A 17,736-nucleotide genomic window follows, 5' to 3' on the forward strand; every position below is an offset into this window, starting at 1 on the left:
GGGGCTTCATGGAGCCACGTCGCACGAGCATCACCCTCCCCGGCACCACGGTCTCGGTCCTGGAATGGCGCCCCTCATCCGAAGCCGGCCTTCCCGTCCTGCTTCTGCATGGCGGTGGCGCCGACAACGCGCAGCTCTCGTGGGGAGAGGTCGGCCCTGCGCTCGCCAGCGCCGGACACCGCGTGATCGCCCCCGACCATCCCGGTTTCGGCCGCAGTCCCCGTCCCGGCTGGCCACTCACCCAGGAACACCTCGTGCGATACGTGGGCGACCTCGTCGACGAACTCGGCCTCGTCGACTACGCCATCGCCGGCCTGTCGCTCGGCGGTGGCATGACGCTCGGCCATCTCCTCGATCGGCCGAGCCATGCGAAGTCCGCCATCCTGCTGGGGTGCTACGGATTGATGCCGCGCCTGGCCGACGGGCTCTCCGGCCGGATGACGCACTTCGGCACGTTCCTGCTGCTGCGCACAGGACTGCTGACGGCCGCCACCCGGTCCTACGCGCGCAACGCGCCCGCGATGGAACGAGGCCTGGCCACGCTCGTGCGGAATCCTCAGGCGCGCACTCCCGATCTCGTGAAAGCGGTGCTCGACGAAGCGTCCACCGGCACGGGCCTGACGAGCTTCGCGGAGTGGCAGCGCGATCAGGTGCTCTGGAATCGACTGCGCACCGTGTACACGCCTCGACTCCCGTCCATCACGACCCCCACGCTTCTCGTGCACGGCGATCGCGACACCGGGGTGCCGCTCCCCCATGCCGAAGCCGCCGCGGAATTGTTGCCCGTCGGATCCCTGACGGTCGCCGCCGGAGCAGGGCACTGGGTGCAACGCGACCGCCCCGACCTCGTCGTCCCGGCGATGCTCGACCATCTGGAGGGACACCGCGATGCCCAGGCCCCGCGTCCCTGATCGCCGCGAGCGGATCCTCGATGCTGCCGAGGAGCTCGTGCTCGCCAACGGTTTCGACGCCATGAGCGTCGCCTCGATCGCCGAACGCGCCGGCATCGGCAAGGGCGCGGTCTACCTGGAGTTCGCCGGCAAGAAGGAGATCCTCGATGCGCTGCTGCAGCGCGGCACGACCCGGATGAACGACCGCGTGCGTCGTGAGCTGGGCGACCGGCCGCGCCTCAGCTCCGCGTACCGCGCGTCCGCGCGCGCTCTGAGCGAGGACGCGCTGATGACGGCGGCCTTCCTCGACGACCGGGGCGTCCTCGGTGCGCACGTGGCGGATATCACAGACGGCCGATACCGTGACCGGCAGAGGCGCGTCAACGAATGGCTGCAGGGGCTGCAGAGCCGAGGCGAGATCGTGGACGACGCGGATGTCGAGGCCCTCGCCCTCGCACTCTCCAGCGCATCGATCGGACTGCTCTCCGCATCCCGGTTGCTCGGCCCGTTCGAACCGACATTGCTCGAACGCGCCATCGACACGATCGGCCGCATGGCCGAGTCCTTCGAGAGGAACTGATCATGCATGTCGCGACCTTCGGCGATCCGGCCGGCCGTCCGCTGCTCCTCCTGCACGGCGGTGGCGTCGCAGGGTGGATGTGGGAGCCCGTCCGCACCCACATCGACAGCGGCGTGCGGGCGATCGTCCCGGACCTCCCCGGCCACGGACACAGCAGGGATGCGACCTACGACTCCCACGCGGTCACGGTCGCCGCGCTCGCCGGCGTGCTGCAGAAAGTCGGCCGACCGGCGACCATCGTCGGATTCTCCCTCGGCGCACAGCTCACCGTGCAGCTCGCCGCAGACTTTCCCGAACTGGTGCGGAACGTCGTCGTCATCAGCGCCCAGGCCATGCCGATGCGGATGACCCGCCCCACTCTCGCGCTTCTCGGAGTGACCGCCGGTCTCGCGTCGAAGGAGTGGTTCGCCCGGCTGCAGGCACGGCAGCTGTTCATCCCAGACGAGCTCCTGGCCGACTATGTGCGCACATCCGCCGCGATCTCGCGCGAGACGCTCCTGCGCTCCGTCGAGGAGAATCTCCGCTTCACGCCTCCTGCCAGCTGGCGGACCTACACCGGAGCCGCGTCGATCCTGGTCGGCGCCGGGGAGAAGTCGCTCATGAAGCGCTCGGCAGCGCTCCTGCACGATTCACTGCCGCACAGCACCCTCGAGGCCGTCGATGGCTGCGGGCACGGCATTCCGCTGCAACGACCCGCCTGGCTCGCCCGCCGCATCGAAGCGATGCTCAACGCCAGCGACTCCCCGTGAACCGAGACCGCTGCCCGTCAGCTCGGGCAGCTGCCCTTGCTCTGAAGAGCCTTGTCGGTGACGATCGCGCCGTTCACGTCGACGTCGATCACGGCCGCGTCGTCGACGATCTCGATCCCTGTGAGCGTGAGTCCTGAGGGCAGCTGATCGGCGATGCACACCCGTTGGGGCTGCGTGAGTCCCTCCCCGAGGGCGCCGAGGGTGGAACCGACCCGGTCGAGGTCGACGTCGAGTCCGCCGATGCTGACGCCGACCGGCGTGAGCTCGAGGTCACCGTCGATGGTGCCGGGTGTGAGAGTGAGGGAGAGCGGCACCGCGGCTCCGAGCACGCTGATCGAACCGCTCACCGTGGCATTCGGCGCCGTGAACTCCACCGAGTCGACCGGCAGATCGGTGCCGGCCAGGAGCGTGGTGAACTGCTCCTGGTCGACGCGGACCGTACCGGAAGCGCCGCCGAGGTCGCCCCCGCGCAGCGGAACACCGGTCGCCGTGACATCCGCGGCGCCCGTGATCCCGTCCAGCGTCACGGAATCGGTCGAGAGATGCAGGGTGTCGAGGGTGCCACCGATCAGCTGGGGCAGCAGGAGTCCCTGCGTCTCGACGTCGAGCTGCTGGTCGGCAGGGAGGTCGAGCTTCTCGACGACGATCGACCGTACGACGCCAGGCAGCACGGCGCGTGCGATGAGCTCCGCCGCGACGACCAGGAGCGCGAGCACGACGACCGCGACGAGAAGCACCCACGGCCACCGCCGCCGCTTCTGCTGCGGGGCGTCTGCACCCTCCTCGGATGCCGAACCCGGGATCACGAGGGTCGGGTGCTCCGTCGCCGCGTCCGGGTAGGGCCGGGTGTGGTTGTCGTCGCTCATGCCTGCCATCCTGCCCCACGGCGACGCACGCCTGCCTGCACTACATGCGCTCCGGAGCCGAGACCCCGAGCAGGTCGAGTCCGTTGCGCAGAACCTGACCGGTGGCGTCGTTGAGCCACAGACGGGTGCGATGCACGCTCTCGATGGGGTCGTCGCTCAGCGGGATGACGCGGCAGTTGTCGTACCAGCGGTGGTACAGACCGGCGAGTTCCTCGAGGTAGCGGGCGACCCGATGCGGCTCGCGCACCTCGGCGGCGAATGCCACGATGCGCGGGAACTCCTGCAGCGCTCCGAGCAGCGCGCTCTCGGTCTCGTGGGTGAGAGTCTCGGGCGCGAACTCGGAGCGGTCGACGCCGGACGCGACCGCGTTGCGTGCCACGTTATGCGTGCGGGCATGCGCGTACTGCACGTAGAACACGGGGTTGTCGTTCGTGCGCTTCTGGAGAAGCTCGGGATCGAGGGCGAGCGGCGAGTCCGCAGGAGAGCGCTCCAGCGAGTAGCGCAGCGCGTCGGTGCCGAGCCACTCGCGCAGATCGTCCATCTCGATGATGTTGCCCGCGCGCTTGCTGAGACGGGCACCGCCGATCGAGACGAGCTGCCCGATGAGCACCTCGACGTTCTTCTCGGGGTCCTCCCCCGCCGCGCCGGCGATCGCCTTGAGGCGGTGCACGTAGCCGTGGTGGTCGGCGCCGAGCAGGTAGATCTTGTCCTGGAAGCCGCGGTCGCCCTTGTTCAGGTAGTAGGCCGCATCGGCGGCGAAGTAGGTGTACTCGCCGTTCGAGCGACGGATCACGCGATCCTTGTCGTCACCGAAGTCGGTGGTGCGCACCCAGACGGCGCCCTCCTGGTCGAAGACATGCCCCTGCTCGCGCAGGCGATCGACGGCCTGGTCGACCAGACTCACACCCTGATCGTTCTTGGCGTGCAGGGTGCGCTCGGAGAACCAGACGTCGAAGTCGACGTTGAACTTCGACAGCGACTGCTTCTGCTCTTCGAGCTGGTACGCGTAGGCGAGCTCGCGGGCGACGTCGACCTGTTCGTCGGCCGGCAGTTCGAGCAGGTCGGGACGCGCAGCGAGCACGCGCGCCGCGAGGTCACCGATGTAGCTTCCCGCGTAGCCGCCCTCCGGGGTCGGCTCTCCCTTCGCCGCGGCGAGGACGGAACTCGCGAAGCGGTCCATCTGCGCACCCGCGTCGTTGATGTAGTACTCCCTGGCGACGGTGGCACCCGACGCGGCGAGCACCCGGGCGATCGCATCGCCGAGAGCGGCCCAGCGCGTGTGTCCGATGTGGAGGGGTCCGGTCGGGTTCGCGCTCACGAACTCGATGTTGATGCTCTGGCCCACCTGCGAGTCGTTCGACCCATACGCGTCCCCTGCGTCGACGATGACCTTCGCCAGCGCACCGGCGGCTGCAGCGTCGAGGCGGATGTTGATGAATCCGGGGCCCGCGACCTCGGCGCTCGCGATGCCGTCGACGCCGGCGAGACCGTCGGCGATCTGCTGAGCCAGCTCACGCGGGTTCGTGCCGAGCGGCTTGGCCAGGCGCATGGCGATGTTCGACGACCAGTCGCCGTGGTCGCGGTTGCGGGGGCGCTCGAGCACGATGTCTGATGCGGAGAGCTCCAGGGGCTCGCCGGGGCGTCGTTCCTCCGCGATGGGTGCGAGGACGGCGAGGAGGGCTGCGGCGAGGGTTTCGGGGTTCATAGCCCCCTCAGTTTACGGGGCAGGACGACGCCGGCCGACGGCACGGACCGGGAGGAATTCGCGTTCGCTCTCCCGTGATCTACTCTCATCACATGAAGCCAGCCGCCGCCCGCCGCCACCGGGGTGTCGCCGCGATCACCGCCGGCCTGATCGTGGCGGTCGCAGCCGTGGCTATCGGCGTCTGGCGCCCGTGGGTTCCCGCCCCTCTCGCCGCCCCGATCAGCGCGGCCGCAGCGGGCGAATCGGACGCATCGGCGGTCATCGCGCCGGCACCGCTCGTCCTCCCGGAGAACCCCACTGTCCTGGTGTTCGGCGACTCCTGGACGTACGGCTCGGCGGCCACCCTCCCCACGCAGGGCTACGCCTATCTCCTCGCCGATCTCCTCGGCGGCCGGACCATCGTGGACGGCGTCCGCGGGAGTGGATACCTCAAGCCCGGTATCGACGGACCGACGTTCGGAGAGCGCATCGCCGCACTCGACCCGTCGCTGTCGCCCGACCTCGTGATCATGCAGGGCTCGATCAACGACCGTGCCCAGGGTGCCGCCGGATACCGCGAGGCAGTGAACGCCGCGTGGGACGCGATGGCCGCCCTCTACCCGAAGGCCACGATCGTGGTGCTCGGCCCGGCCCCGCACGAGCTTCCCGTCGGTGCGACCACGGCCCGCATCGACACCGACCTCGCGGAGCTCGCCGCAGCGCGCGGCTGGTGGTACATCTCCCCCATCGCCCAGGCCTGGATCACCGCGCAGAACTATCTCGACGTGATCGACGTGGAGGTCGGCCGCAAGCATCCGTCCACGGATGGACACCGATACCTGGCCGAGAAGCTGGCCGCCGCCCTCGACGAGCTGCGCGCCGCGCCCATGACGGAGGCCGGTGGGTCGGAGACCACCCCCGACGAGTGATATTGTCGATCGGTACGCCTCCGTAGCTCAGTGGATAGAGCGCCGGTTTCCGGTACCGTAGGTCGCAGGTTCGACTCCTGTCGGGGGCACATAACGCATATCAGCAAGAGGGACCGTCCAGGTGGACGGTCCCTCTTCTGTCTCCCGGGTACCGAGGCGCGATGACGCTACTAGCCGCCCTGCAGCGCCCGAGTCGCCAGGTACTCCTCCGCTGCGGGCTCCAGCTTGAAGTCGAGCAGCTCGACGGAGTGCGCCTTCAAAACCTCGCGCACTTCGGTAGGTGTGGCGCGGAAGTACTCGCGGCGCAGGTTGATCTGGTTGATGCGGCGGTCGGCGAAGTGCTGGTGGAGCATCGCTTCGATGCTGACGGCGTCGTCGGCGAAGAACAGGGCGTGGACGTCGAACCGGAACGGTACGGACGCGTCGCCGAGTTCGTTGACGCGGTCCATCGGTTCGAGGCGGCGGGTGAGGCCGATCTTCACCACGTCAGGTCCGAAGGATCCGACGTTGCTGATGACGTACACGTAGCCGGCTCGGATGTTCGCTGCACGGTAGTCGACGTTCTCGATGGCGTGCTCGACGTCGGCAAGGCGCGCTCGCATGCGCTCGGCGCCTTCGTGGTCGCCGTTGGCTTCAAGCGCGGCGATGGTGTTGGCGTAGTGACCGCGCTCTTTCTCCAGCCGGGCCTTCTCGGCGGCGAGTTCCTTCTCCGCCTTGCGCTGCTCGCGGAGTTCCTCGCGGTGTGCACGGTCGGCTTCCATCTCCGCCTGGACAGCGCGGAGATGCCGGTTGGCGATTTCGAGCTCCCGCAGTCGGAGCTGATGGAAGTACGGCGTGATGCTCAGGTCGATCATGGTGCCGAGACGAGCGATCTGCTCCATCGCGGTCGTAAGGCGCTTCTGGGCGGTGGCCAAGTTCCCGGCGCGGACCGCCTTGACGCAGTTCTCGGCCTCGGCGTTGTAGGAGCGGAGCATGAGCTTCGACATGTCGCGAACGAACTTCGCGCCCTTAGCCGTGCTGTTGTTGAAGGTGAAGTTGCTCGTCGCCTGTGTCGCGCGACCGGTGCGGACGGCTGTCTTGATGTCTGCACGCAGCGCTTCGAGCTGCGTGGCCAGGGCAACAGAGTCTTCGGCGGGATGCTCATAGTCGTAGAGGCCGAGTTCCTGGACCTCGACGGCACCACGCAGGTCGAGGAGTGATGCCTCCGTCGCCGCGATGTCGGCCTGACGGGACGAAAGCTCCGCCGAAGCGGCGGCGACCCGCCCCCGGGCGTCATCGACTTCCTGGTTCAGGTGACGCTTCAGGTCATCGAGGGCGGCCACGTCCTGGAGCCCGTACTGGTCGATGAGCCCTTGAAGTCGCGCGACCTCGGAGCGCAGCTTCTCAGCGTGCTTGCGTGCACCGACCAGTGGGATGTTCTCGAGGACCAACACGTTCTGGGTGCTGCCTGACGAGGGTGCCGGTTCAGCAAGGGCTGCGGGCGCGGCGCTCTGCTCAGCGCGCGGGCTGACCGCAGTCCGCGTCGCGAGCGCCCGGGCCTCTGCTCGACTGCGGGCCAACGGTGCGATGGCCTGAGCGCCGTCGGCGAAGACGTGCTCCGTCCACACCGCGCCATCCCAATACCGCTGTTCGAACTGTCCGGACGGGTCTGGATGCCAACCGGGCTGCGCGCTGTCGCTAGTCACTCGATCAAGCTAGCGCACCGCCAGCCGAAGGCGGCGAGACTGGACAACGGGTCAAGCCTGTTCTCCGAGAGTGCTTGCCTTACGGGGCGACTTCTTCTCGATGATGTTCAGTCCCTTGTGCAGCGACTGATGAATGAAAAGAGCCCCCGAGGCGGGTAGCGTCAGCTCCGGCTCCTCGCTCTTGAACCTGTATCGGCCAGCATCATTAATTCGAATCCCGATGACCGAGTAGTCAAATAGCTTTTCCACGAGGCTTCGGCCGGTTACTCCTGGCGGATCGAGGAGGGCGCCAGCCTTGTCTTCAATGAGCGCAACTAGCTCTTCGACGGACTCGTACCGGTGTGGACCTAGTTTCAGCGAGTCCAGGAGCACGGCAAGGGCCGGATCAGACTTTGAGTACTCCTGCTTGAGGTCCTGCACCTTCCAAGCGCTGTATGGCTTTTCCGCCTCGATCATCTCGGCACCGGTGATGACCGTTGCGTCGGACGGAGCTACTCGAACAGCTTCGCCTAGCAGTTGCAGTACCTCCCGCGGGCGAAGGAATGTCCTTGCCATCACGTATGTGCGAGGTTTTGTCCCCCCGCGGTAGCCCTCGCTACTCATGAGATCGTCGAAACCAACGTCGTGTGGCAATCTTGCTGACACCATCTCGGCCAGAGTGGTTTCGTCCCAGTGCAGCTTCAATTCGAGTCTTCTATGCTTGTCCTTCTCATCGAAGTGCAGGCTGTCATAGATGTCCGAGCGAAGGAAGACCATCACGCGGAGGTGACGTTCCCCTGCCCGCTGAAATCCGTACTTGTCTCCAAGCCGCTTAGCAGCCCTAAGCAACCCGATCATCATCGCTCGCGAATCGTCGCTGCCGTCCCAGCCCTCGTCAACTTGATCAAGAGCGAGCACCAACCCGCATTCGGCAATGGCCGGCTGGATGGCTGACATCACCCTGTCGACGACGACGCGGGCCACATCTTCCGTGTCCTCTTCACCGATCTCAAAGCCCACGCCTATACCGAGAGCACTGAGGTTGAGGGACTTGATCGACCGAACGAATCGCTTCACCATCGCTTGAGGCTTTGGGTCAACGAAGTTCGCCTTCAAGAACTCGTGCGCGGGTACGAAGGCTCTGCGTGCCCTCTCCGAGAGCAAGGGAGCATCCGAGACGATTGCTTGCGCGGAGAGCAGAGCGAGGACGAACTCCCAGGCAGCGACAAAAGCCGCGTCTCGATTCGGATTGGCCTGGTCTTCGTACTGCCGGAGTGTTTTCCAAACCCCGACAGGGGTTTCGAGGTGGACGATGTACTTCTCCGGCACGAGCTGAGGCAGTTGACGAAAGAGCGCGGATTTCCCTGACCCCTTGCGCCCGAGAATATGTTCGTACCGCTGGTCGAGTATCTCGGTGGCGTACCAGGTCTTCACAAAATGTTCGTCAAGGTTGTGGTCGGACTCCGCGTCAATGGAACCGAGATCGATCTTCGCAAGGGTGAGACCGTAATCCGAAAGCGCCGCCATGGGTTCATCTTGGCATACGCCGAACCGACCCAATGGGTTCCGCGAGATCGTGACAGGTACCGATGTTGAAGGAGAGCGGACCCGGGTAATCGCGAATGGCTCTCAGGCCTGGTAGTCCTCGCTTCTCTTCCGGGCGAGGGTTCTTCTGCGTACAGATAGGTTCGACGCCCGGCCTTCGCTAGGAATCTCTACTGACTTCTTCGAAGGTGCCGGTCCACTCGTAGGTGCCCGCGGCCATCTCAGCCTTCAGCCGGTCACGGCGCTCCCACTGTGTAACCCACTTCACCTGTTCATAGGTCAGACGTCCTCGTCCATCACTCGAGGCGAGCGCTCGACGGGTGCCATCGAAGTGAATTCTCGTGCGATACGCGTAGATCTCAACGTCGTGACCGATTTTCGCGATGTTGCCGTCGGCATCCCACTCGACCGCGTAGGCCGGAGTCCTACGAAGGTGGCCGACCATGAGGTCTGGGTCAGCACCGCTGATCATCTGGAAGAGTGCCACGAGCGCACCCTCGACTCGGTCCCGGGACGCACGCGACGGAAGAACGGCGAGCGGATCACCCGGTGGTGTTCCAGGCTCGTTCTGAGAAGCCTGCACACTGCCACGCCCCCAAGAAATGACCCATGCCCGGGTATGGATTGACGATCTGGTTCTTGCCATCCTCCCAACCTAGGGCGACTGTTCTGCGATTTACCGATGCAGCCGCGGCCAGTAATGCGAGCGCCCCGGGTGGAAGCGAACGAACCCTGGCGTCCTAGACATCCGCCCATCGAAGGTGGCGACGTTGCGAAGTAGAGGATTACGACGGACCCCGCAGAGGATCGACCGCGACGAGCCGTGCCAGCGCCCCCGGAACCAAGCGGCAAAACACCTTCCGCGTACAACCCACACATCAGCAGAAGGCCGCTCTTCGGAGCGGCCTTCTCTCGTTTCGCCTCGACTGGCAGGTCGCGCTCAGCTGCGAAACCGCCCGGGATCAGCGGCTGCCGAACGTCCGCGGCGGCCGAAGGTGCGCAGGCCCCGCAGGTTCCCAGGCCTTCCGGATAGGCTGTTGCCGTGCCCCTCCTCTCGATCGCCGGTTCGACGCGTGCCCCGCACCGTCTGCGTTCGGCGACCCCGATGAGGGAGTGGATGCGGATCATCATGCACCCGGGCACGAACGGGTGGACGAGCGTGTGGGGCACCCTCTCGCACGGCGAGATCGCGGGCTGCCCGCCGCCACGGAATTAGACCACGCCTCGAACGGGGCGGTGGTCTTCTGCGCCATTCACCCCTTCTCTCGCGTGAGGTCTTTCCGTGTCCCCGAATCCTTCCCCTGCCCGCTTCTCCCTCGCCCCGCATGCCCTGTGGCAAGGCATCCGTTCCAACGCGCGCAGCGACGTGCTCGGTGGGTCGCTTCTGCTCGCGGCCACGTTCGCCGCGTTGATCCTCGCCAACAGTCCCGCCGCGCCCTGGTACGAGTCCGTGCGCGACTTCACCTTCGGCATCCCCGAGCTGCATCTCGAGCTCAGCATCGGCGCGTGGGCGTCGGACGGACTCCTGGCGATCTTCTTCTTCGTCGTCGGGTTGGAGCTGAAAGAGGAGTTCGTCGCGGGGCGCCTGCGCGATCCTCGCCGCGCTGCCCTCCCCATCGCCGCGGCAGTGGGTGGAGTGGTGGTGCCCGCGCTGATCTTCGTGCTCATCAACACCGCGAGCGGTGCGGATGCGCTGCGTGGCTGGGCGATACCCACCGCAACCGACATCGCGTTCGCGGTGGCCGTGATCGCTGTCGTCGGCAAGTTCCTGCCGCCCGCGCTGCGTGTGTTCCTGCTGACACTCGCCATCATCGACGACCTCATCGCGATCACCATCATCGCGACCTTCTACACCGAGAGCATCAGCTTCCCGTGGCTGATCCTCGCGCTGCTGCCCCTGGCGGGATTCGCCGCCCTGGTGGCGAAGGGCGTGCGCGCATGGTGGCTCCTCCTGCCCCTCGCCATCGCGGTGTGGGTATGCATCCACGCGTCCGGCGTCCACGCGACGGTTGCCGGCGTGCTGCTCGGCTTCGTCGTCCCGGTCACCGCGACGGAGCGCGCCCGGGTGCGCACGGGCACCGACGCGGACGGCCGTCCGATGTACGACGGCATGGCCGCGCACCTCGCCGACCGGTGGGGCATCGTGGCCACGCTGTTCGCGGTGCCCGTGTTCGCGTTCTTCGCCGCCGGCGTCACGGTCGGCGGATGGGACGGACTCGCATCGGCGTTCACCGACCCGATCACGATCGGCATCGTTGTGGGACTGGTCGCCGGCAAGCCGGTCGGCATCCTCGTCACGACCTTCCTGCTGAGCCGGGTCCCCGCTCTGCGTCTCGACGAGACTCTCCGCTGGCCGGACCTGACCGGCATGGCGTTCCTGGCCGGAATCGGCTTCACCGTGTCGCTGCTGGTCGGCGAGCTCGCCTACGGGTCGAGCTCGGTCGCGGACGAGCACGTGAAGATCGGCGTGCTGGTCGGGTCGTTCGTCGCAGCCCTCCTCGGCGGGATCATCCTGGCGCGGCGCAATGCGCTGGCCCGAGCGGCGCGTCGGGTCGAGTGACTCTACCGACCTTCCGGTGAGACCGTGGCCTCCGGATGGGCGTCGCTCAAGAGGCTTCCATCCGGCGGTCGACGGTCCCAGGACGGGCGACGGATCGCGAAGAACACGAGGGGTGGTGCGCCCAGCACCACGATGACAGCGCCGACGACCCACGGATAGGCCGCGGGAGGGAAGGCGGTGAATCCCTCGGGCGGGATGAAGGCGAGCAGGAATGCCGCGAGACACGCGACGAAGCCGATGCCGGCGACCAGTGGCAGCGCAGCGACGCGGTACGCGCGGTGCACCGTCGGCTCCTTGCGACGCAGCACGATCGCCGACGCGAACATGAGCATGTACATGATCAGGTACAGCGCGGCCGCCATATCGATCAGTGCGACGAACGCGGCACTCACGTTCGGGACCACGATGAAGATCGCAGCGAGGATCGTCACGATCGTGCCCTGGAGCATCAGGATCCCGGACTGGACCCCCGCCTTGTTGCGCTTCTGCAGCATCGGTGGCAGCAGGCCCGTCTCGGCGGCGGCGAGCACCCCCTTCGAAGGCCCAGCGACCCAGGTGATCACGGAGGCGAGAGCGCCGGCGGCGATCAGCGCCGAGACGGCTGCCGTCGCCCATCCCATCCCCCAGTGATCGAAGTACACACCGAAGGCGAGCATGATGCCGTTCGTGAGCCCCAGTTCCTTCGACGGGACGGCGACCGAGATCGCCAACGTCGGAAGGATGAACACGAGCAGGATCAGACCGGCGGCGAGGAACACCGAGCGGGGATACCCCTTGCCCGGGTCCTTCATCTGGTTCACGTGGACCGCGTTGACCTCCATCCCGGCGTACGCCAGCACGTTCGACACGATCAGGACGATGGACGCCAGGCCGGTGAAGGGAGGGATGATCGCCGATGCTTCGAGCGGGACCTGGCTCTTCTCGCCGCTGAACACCCAGATCGCACCGAACACGATGAGCAGCGCGGCCGGCAGGAGCGTGCCGAGGATGCCGCCCCAGGAGCCTAGCTTGGCGAAGAGGTTGCCACCGCGGAGGGTGACGAAAGTCGAACCCCAGTAGAACACGATGATCACGACCGCCGTGAAGAAGCCCGAACTCGACAACGACGGATCCATGAACACGAACGCGAGGGCACCCGCGATGAAAGCGAGCTGCGTGGGGAACCACACCACGTTCTGGATCCACTGCAGCCACACCGCGGTGAATCCCCACCTGTTCCCGAGCGCCTCCCGCACCCAGACGTAGATGCCGCCCTTCCATCCGGTGGCGAGCTCTGCGGCGACCAGGGCCGTCGGCACCAGGAACACGATCGCGGGGATCAGATACAGCATGATGCTGCCGAGGCCGTACGTCGCCATCGCCGGAAGCGAGCGCAGGCTGGCGACGACGACCAGGGTGAGCAGGGCGAGCTGGCCGACGCCGAGGATGGCGACGGCCGGCCGCGACACCTGCGTGGCTGCCGACGTGCGCGCAGCAGTGGGGCGAGTCGGCCTCGCTGCCGGAGTCGATTCTGGGGTGGCACCCGTGTTCGAAGTGGACATCGCGGGCTCAGTGGTGGAAGGCCGATTGGGGCTTCTCGGTCGGCATCGGCGACTCGAGTGCGTCGAGGTAGGCGACTTCGGTCGCGATCGCCTGCAGAAGCTCCTCTGCGAGGTCCATGCTCAGCCCGTTGCGCACGACGATGCGCTGCACCGTGATCTGCTCCAGGTCGGCGGGCATCGGATACGCCGGGATCAGCCAGCCCTTCATCCGCAGCCGATCCTGCAGATGGTAGAGCGTCCAGTTCTTCGTGTGTCCGTCCTTCAGACGCCACGCGAACACCGGGATGTCGCTGCCGTCGTTCCAGAGTTCGAACGCGTCGAGCTCGGCGATCCCCGCGGAGAGGTACTTCGCGACGTCCTGGGAGGCCTGCTGCACAGCGCGGTATCCCTCGAAACCGAGACGGAGGAACAGGTAGTACTGCAGCACCACCTGAGCCCCCGGCCGCGAGAAGTTCAGCGCGAACGTCGGCATCTCCCCGCCCAGGTAGCTCACCTTGAACACCAGGTCCTCCGGGAGCCACTGCGCCTCCCGCCACACCACCCAGCCGAGCCCCGGATACACGAGCCCGTACTTGTGCCCTGACGTGCTGATCGAATGCACCCGCTCGAGGCGGAAGTCCCACACCAGGTCCGGCTGCAGGAACGGCGCGATCATCGCCCCCGATGCCCCGTCCACGTGGATGGGGATGTCGAGGCCCGTGTTCTTCTGGATCTCGTCGAGAGCGGCGGCGATCTCGGCCACCGGCTCGTACATGCCCGTGTACGTGACCCCCATGATCGCGACGACGCCGATCGTGTTCTCGTCCACATACTTCGCCAGGTCGTGACCGTCGAGAGTCTTGTGCTCCTCGCTGATCGGCACGTAGCGCGGCTCGACGTCGAAGTAGTTGCAGAACTTCTCCCAGCACACCTGCACGGCCGAGGACATCACGATGTTCGGACTCGAGGCATCCTTGCCCGCCGCGCGCCGAGCCTGCTGCCAGCGCCGCTTGAAGGCGAGACCGCCCAGCATGCACGCCTCCGACGACCCGATGGTCGAGGTACCGATGCTCTTCTCCGCATCGGGCGCGTTCCAGAGGTTGGCCAGCATGTGCCAGCAATTGTCCTCGATCGCCGCCGTCTGCGGATACTCGTCCTTGTCGATCATGTTCTTGTCGAAAGACGCGGCATAGACCTGCTTCGCGTCGTCGTCCATCCACGTGCTCACGAACGTGGCGAGGTTCAAGCGCGCGTTCCCGTCGAGGATCGTCTCGTCCTCCACGATCTGCTTCGCCGTATCGGGAAGCGACTCCCCTGGCGGGATGACGTGGCGCGAGGTGAGCGTCGCCTCCCCCGGCCTCGTGAAGATCGGTTGGTCGGCGCTGGAGGGAGTGCTCATGTCCGTGACCTTTCGCATCGCTGTCGGCGTACCGCCAGCGACACGCTCGATCCTCATCGCTGGCCGTGTGCCGACCACTATCCCAAGAGCGACGATGCCGCGCCACCCCACTTTCGACCACATCGAAGCTCCCCCGGGTGAATTCGGGGCGGAGCCGGACGATCGCGGAAGTGACGTGCCTAGCATGTGCGGAGCGGGGCTCCGCCGCGGAGTGGACTCCCGAGATCATCGGCTGAGGGCGGTCGACTCAGCCCGAAGAAGGGAAGCATCCATGGCTGAACTCATCGTCATCTCGTTCGACAGCGAGCCACAGGCGGAAGGTGCCTACGACGAGATCCTGTCGCTGCAGAACGATCTGGTCGTCGAGCTCGCGGGCCTGGCACTCGTGAAGGTCGACGAGAAGGGAAAGACCAAGGTCGAGTACCCGGGTGCAGCGGGGAACATCGGCGTCGGTGCCGCTGGAGGCGCGCTGTTCGGCATGCTGATCGGTCTACTCTTCTTCGTCCCGTTCGCCGGGCTGCTGTTCGGCGGCCTCTTCGGCGCACTGTTCGCCGGGCTGGACAAGACCGGTATCGACGCCGAGTTCCGGGACCGGGTGAAGAACGCGGTCTCCGAGGGCAAGTCCGCCGTCGTCGTCTACGCGACGAAGATCACGGAGGACAAGTTCGCCGCCGCGCTCGCGCCGTTCAAGGGCACCGTCGTGCAGACCTCCCTCTCGGCGGAGGACGAGAAGGAGCTCATCCACGACCTCGGCGGCGCGAGCTGACCCGCACTGTCGAGGAAGCCAGCACGGACGCGAAGAAGGGCCCCGCTCCTGGAGCGGGGCCCTTCTTCGCGTCCGCCCGGCCTCAGCGATCGAGGATCGCGCGGGTCGTCACCTCGGGCCGCAGATCGAGCCTCCGCAGCAGCTGGGCGTTGAGCGCGACCACGATCGTCGACAGCGACATCAGGATCGCCCCGACCGACATCGGCAGCACGAAGCCGATGGGCGCGAGCACACCCGCAGCCAACGGGACGGACAGCAGGTTGTAGCCCGCGGCCCACCACAGGTTCTGCTTCATCTTGCGGTAGGCCGCGCGCGAGAGCTCGATGACCGAGAGCACGGAACGCGGATCGTCGCTGGCGAGGATGACCCCCGCCGACGCGATCGCGACATCCGTTCCGGCACCGATGGCCAGACCCACGTCGGCCTGCGCGAGTGCGGGTGCGTCGTTGACGCCGTCGCCGACCATCGCGACCTTGCGACCTTCATGCTGCAGCTCCTGCACCTTCGCGGCCTTGTCCTCGGGGCGTACGCCCGCGAAGAACCGGTCGATGCCCAGATCTGCCGCGACCGTGTGCGCGACGGCTTCCGCATCGCCGGTGATCATGACCACCTGCACCCCGAGGGCATGCAGCGCATCGACGGCTTCGCGCGACTCCGGACGGATCTCGTCGGCGAGCTTCAGCGCCCCGATCACCTGCCCGTCCTGCACCACGTGCAGGATGATCGCACCGTCCTCGCGCCACTGCTCGGCGACAGGAAGCTCGTCGGACCGCTCCTCCGTCAGCAGGTGCGGGCCGCCGACGCGCACCGTCGTCCCGTCGACGGTCGCCGTCACGCCGACCGCCGGCGACGACGTGAAGTCGCGACTCGCCGGCACGGACAGTCTCTTCTCGGCCGCGGCGCGCACGATCGCCTTCGCCAGAGGGTGCTCGCTGTCGGCCTCGGCGGCGGCGGCGAGCGCCAGCACCCGGTCGGCGTCATGCCCGCCGGAGACCGAGACCTCCGACACGGTCGGTTCGCCCTTGGTGAGTGTCCCGGTCTTGTCGAACAGGACCGTATCGACGGTGCGCATGCTCTCCAGCGCGAGCCTGTCCTTGACCAGGACGCCACCGCGAGCCGCCCGCTCGGTCGCGATCGACACGACGAGCGGGATCGCCAGGCCCAGGGCGTGCGGGCAGGCGATGACCAGCACCGTGATCGTGCGGATCACGGCGGCGTCGGGGAAGCCGACGAGTGTCCAGACGATCGCGGTGATCGCCGCGGATCCGAGCGCGAACCAGAACAGCCATCCCGCTGCCGTGTCCGCGAGGCGCTGAGCGCGCGAGGACGAGCTCTGCGCCTCGGTCACGAGTCTTTGGATGCCGGCCAGCGTGGTGTCGTCCCCGGTCGCCGTGATCTCCACCCGCAGCCCCGAATCGGTGGCGACCGTGCCGGCGGTGACCTGGTCGCCACTGCCGCGAGTGACCGTGCGGGATTCGCCTGTCACCATCGATTCGTCCATGGACGCACGTCCGTCGACGATCCGCCCATCGGCCGGCACGCTTCCGCCGGGCCGCACGATCACGATGTCGCCGACCCGGAGGTCGACTGGTGAGACCACGACGACCTGCCCGTCCTCCACACGCTCCGCCTCGTCCGGCAGGAGTGCCGCGAGCGAGTCGAGAGCAGAGGTCGTCTGCGCCAGCGATCGCATCTCGATCCAGTGTCCGAGCAGCATGATCACGATGAGGAGCGCGAGCTCCCACCAGAAGTCGAGCTCGTGGTGCAGGACGCCGAGGCTCGCTCCCCACGACGCGAGGAATGCGACAGTGATCGCGAGCCCGATGAGCAGCATCATGCCGGGCTTGCGCGAACGGATCTCGCTGACGGCACCCGTGAGGAAGGGCTTGCCTCCCCACACGTACATCACGGTTCCCAGCACGGGTGAGACCCAGGCCAGGCCCGGCACGTCGGGCAGGGTGTAACCGAGGATCATCGCGAACATGCCGGAGAGCACGACGGTGGGGACGGCGAGGGCCAGCATGATCCAGAACAGTCGCCGGAACTGGGCCACGTGATCGCCGTGCCCGCCGTGACCCGCGTGATCGCCGTGACCCGCATGGGAGTCGTGACCCGCATGGGAGTCGTGACCCGCATGGGAGTCGTGACCCGCATGCGCAGCTGCGCCCTGCGGACGGTCGGGGCTTCCCGGCTCGCTCTGGGCGGTACCGTGCGCCTCATGCGCGGTGTGGTCGTGGTGCGGAGTGCTCATCACCCTCTCCTCCTCGGAAGATCGATGCCGTGCGGGGCCACGGGTGTGCGCCCCCGCACGGGTGAAACGTTCAGGCAGCGGCGGCGTACTTCGCCGGGTCGGCGTCGAACGCCGGTCCGCACCCCGCGCAGCAGAAGTAGTAGCGCGTGCCTTCGTAGTCGCGGAACAGGCCGGCGGCCTCGGCATCCGCGATGACGACGGGACTGCCGACCATCACCGGACACTCCGCCATGTCCCCGGCTGCGGGCGCCAGCAGGTCCTTGCGTCCATCGGCGGACACGGCGGTGGTGCTGTTCACGCTGCAGCAGGAGGCTGCGGGGGAATCGGACATGA

General features: G+C 67.1%; 16 protein-coding genes and 1 tRNA gene. 8 read left to right on the forward strand and 9 right to left on the reverse strand.

The window, feature by feature from the left end; genetic code table 11:
• Positions 1-8: 8 nt before the first annotated feature.
• From FFS56_RS01545 to FFS56_RS01555, 3 genes are read left to right on the forward strand one after another with little or no spacing between them, the layout of a single operon-like run.
• A complete protein-coding gene (locus FFS56_RS01545; RefSeq protein ID WP_046748224.1) occupies positions 9-911 on the forward strand; it encodes an alpha/beta hydrolase in 903 nt (300 codons plus the stop codon).
• Positions 889-1,470: a TetR/AcrR family transcriptional regulator gene (locus tag FFS56_RS01550; protein ID WP_127012316.1), complete on the forward strand. Its 582-nt coding sequence runs from the start codon at positions 889-891 to the stop codon at positions 1,468-1,470. The genes FFS56_RS01545 and FFS56_RS01550 overlap by 23 nt, the downstream gene beginning before the upstream one ends.
• A gap of 2 nt (positions 1,471-1,472) precedes the next feature.
• Positions 1,473-2,219: an alpha/beta hydrolase gene (locus tag FFS56_RS01555; RefSeq protein ID WP_127012317.1), complete on the forward strand. Its 747-nt coding sequence runs from the start codon at positions 1,473-1,475 to the stop codon at positions 2,217-2,219.
• Positions 2,220-2,236: 17 nt separating this feature from the next.
• On the opposite strand, the gene FFS56_RS01560 is transcribed toward FFS56_RS01555, so the two are convergent.
• Together FFS56_RS01560 and argS are read right to left on the reverse strand one after the other, a co-directional pair.
• Positions 2,237-3,085, reverse strand: coding sequence for a DUF2993 domain-containing protein (locus tag FFS56_RS01560; RefSeq protein WP_127012318.1), 849 nt, complete (start codon positions 3,083-3,085; stop codon positions 2,237-2,239).
• 40 nt (positions 3,086-3,125) lie between these two features.
• Complete coding sequence (gene argS / locus FFS56_RS01565) at positions 3,126-4,790, reverse strand: arginine--tRNA ligase (RefSeq protein WP_046748220.1); 1,665 nt, start codon at positions 4,788-4,790, stop codon at positions 3,126-3,128.
• A gap of 92 nt (positions 4,791-4,882) precedes the next feature.
• Between argS and FFS56_RS01570 the strand changes: the two genes are divergently transcribed.
• Entirely contained in the window at positions 4,883-5,698 is an 816-nt protein-coding gene (locus FFS56_RS01570) for an SGNH/GDSL hydrolase family protein (protein ID WP_127012319.1), read from the forward strand.
• A 16-nt stretch (positions 5,699-5,714) separates the two neighbouring features.
• A tRNA-Arg gene (locus tag FFS56_RS01575) sits at positions 5,715-5,787 on the forward strand.
• An 81-nt stretch (positions 5,788-5,868) separates the two neighbouring features.
• Here the strand turns inward: FFS56_RS01575 and FFS56_RS01580 are convergent.
• The 3 genes from FFS56_RS01580 to FFS56_RS01590 all read right to left on the reverse strand — a co-directional run bounded on the left by FFS56_RS01580 (position 5,869) and on the right by FFS56_RS01590 (position 9,394).
• A complete protein-coding gene (locus FFS56_RS01580) occupies positions 5,869-7,383 on the reverse strand; it encodes a DUF4041 domain-containing protein (protein WP_127012320.1) in 1,515 nt (504 codons plus the stop codon).
• A gap of 51 nt (positions 7,384-7,434) precedes the next feature.
• On the reverse strand, positions 7,435-8,889 hold the full coding sequence (locus FFS56_RS01585; protein ID WP_127012321.1) for a hypothetical protein: 1,455 nt from the start codon (positions 8,887-8,889) through the stop codon (positions 7,435-7,437).
• A gap of 178 nt (positions 8,890-9,067) precedes the next feature.
• On the reverse strand, positions 9,068-9,394 hold the full coding sequence (locus FFS56_RS01590; RefSeq protein ID WP_127012322.1) for a hypothetical protein: 327 nt from the start codon (positions 9,392-9,394) through the stop codon (positions 9,068-9,070).
• A 555-nt stretch (positions 9,395-9,949) separates the two neighbouring features.
• Between FFS56_RS01590 and FFS56_RS20400 the strand changes: the two genes are divergently transcribed.
• Together FFS56_RS20400 and nhaA are read left to right on the forward strand one after the other, a co-directional pair.
• Positions 9,950-10,123, forward strand: coding sequence for a hypothetical protein (locus FFS56_RS20400; RefSeq protein WP_164734097.1), 174 nt, complete (start codon positions 9,950-9,952; stop codon positions 10,121-10,123).
• Positions 10,124-10,189: 66 nt separating this feature from the next.
• Positions 10,190-11,467, forward strand: coding sequence for a Na+/H+ antiporter NhaA (gene nhaA, locus FFS56_RS01595; RefSeq protein ID WP_127012323.1), 1,278 nt, complete (start codon positions 10,190-10,192; stop codon positions 11,465-11,467).
• A 2-nt stretch (positions 11,468-11,469) separates the two neighbouring features.
• On the opposite strand, the gene FFS56_RS01600 is transcribed toward nhaA, so the two are convergent.
• A complete protein-coding gene (locus tag FFS56_RS01600) occupies positions 11,470-13,008 on the reverse strand; it encodes an amino acid permease (protein ID WP_127012324.1) in 1,539 nt (512 codons plus the stop codon).
• A 7-nt stretch (positions 13,009-13,015) separates the two neighbouring features.
• Positions 13,016-14,386: a glutamate decarboxylase gene (locus FFS56_RS01605; protein ID WP_233437291.1), complete on the reverse strand. Its 1,371-nt coding sequence runs from the start codon at positions 14,384-14,386 to the stop codon at positions 13,016-13,018.
• A 271-nt stretch (positions 14,387-14,657) separates the two neighbouring features.
• Between FFS56_RS01605 and FFS56_RS01610 the strand changes: the two genes are divergently transcribed.
• Positions 14,658-15,152, forward strand: a complete 495-nt coding sequence (locus FFS56_RS01610) for a DUF1269 domain-containing protein (protein WP_046748216.1) — start codon at positions 14,658-14,660, stop codon at positions 15,150-15,152.
• A gap of 82 nt (positions 15,153-15,234) precedes the next feature.
• Here FFS56_RS01610 and FFS56_RS01615 read toward each other — a convergent pair whose 3' ends face one another.
• Together FFS56_RS01615 and FFS56_RS01620 are read right to left on the reverse strand one after the other, a co-directional pair.
• Positions 15,235-17,403 (reverse strand): heavy metal translocating P-type ATPase, encoded by a 2,169-nt coding sequence (locus FFS56_RS01615; protein WP_137771879.1) that lies wholly within the window; start codon positions 17,401-17,403, stop codon positions 15,235-15,237.
• A gap of 70 nt (positions 17,404-17,473) precedes the next feature.
• On the reverse strand, positions 17,474-17,734 hold the full coding sequence (locus tag FFS56_RS01620) for a YHS domain-containing protein (RefSeq protein ID WP_046746401.1): 261 nt from the start codon (positions 17,732-17,734) through the stop codon (positions 17,474-17,476).
• Positions 17,735-17,736 lie beyond the last annotated feature (2 nt).

This window comes from Microbacterium sp. Beta (assembly GCF_005502545.1).
Lineage (GTDB): Bacteria > Actinomycetota > Actinomycetes > Actinomycetales > Microbacteriaceae > Microbacterium > Microbacterium oxydans.

Bases quoted from the DNA above. Each gene is read 5' to 3' on its own strand.
- FFS56_RS01545 (WP_046748224.1), top strand. From the start codon at position 9: ATGGAGCCACGTCGCACGAGCATCACCCTCCCCGGCACCACGGTCTCG.
- FFS56_RS01550 (WP_127012316.1), top strand. From the start codon at position 889: ATGCCCAGGCCCCGCGTCCCTGATCGCCGCGAGCGGATCCTCGATGCT.
- FFS56_RS01555 (WP_127012317.1), top strand. From the start codon at position 1,473: ATGCATGTCGCGACCTTCGGCGATCCGGCCGGCCGTCCGCTGCTCCTC.
- FFS56_RS01560 (WP_127012318.1), bottom strand. From the start codon at position 3,085: ATGAGCGACGACAACCACACCCGGCCCTACCCGGACGCGGCGACGGAG.
- argS (WP_046748220.1), bottom strand. From the start codon at position 4,790: ATGAACCCCGAAACCCTCGCCGCAGCCCTCCTCGCCGTCCTCGCACCC.
- FFS56_RS01570 (WP_127012319.1), top strand. From the start codon at position 4,883: ATGAAGCCAGCCGCCGCCCGCCGCCACCGGGGTGTCGCCGCGATCACC.
- FFS56_RS01585 (WP_127012321.1), bottom strand. From the start codon at position 8,889: ATGGCGGCGCTTTCGGATTACGGTCTCACCCTTGCGAAGATCGATCTC.
- FFS56_RS01600 (WP_127012324.1), bottom strand. From the start codon at position 13,008: ATGTCCACTTCGAACACGGGTGCCACCCCAGAATCGACTCCGGCAGCG.
- FFS56_RS01605 (WP_233437291.1), bottom strand. From the start codon at position 14,386: ATGAGCACTCCCTCCAGCGCCGACCAACCGATCTTCACGAGGCCGGGG.
- FFS56_RS01610 (WP_046748216.1), top strand. From the start codon at position 14,658: ATGGCTGAACTCATCGTCATCTCGTTCGACAGCGAGCCACAGGCGGAA.
- FFS56_RS01615 (WP_137771879.1), bottom strand. From the start codon at position 17,403: ATGAGCACTCCGCACCACGACCACACCGCGCATGAGGCGCACGGTACC.
- FFS56_RS01620 (WP_046746401.1), bottom strand. From the start codon at position 17,734: ATGTCCGATTCCCCCGCAGCCTCCTGCTGCAGCGTGAACAGCACCACC.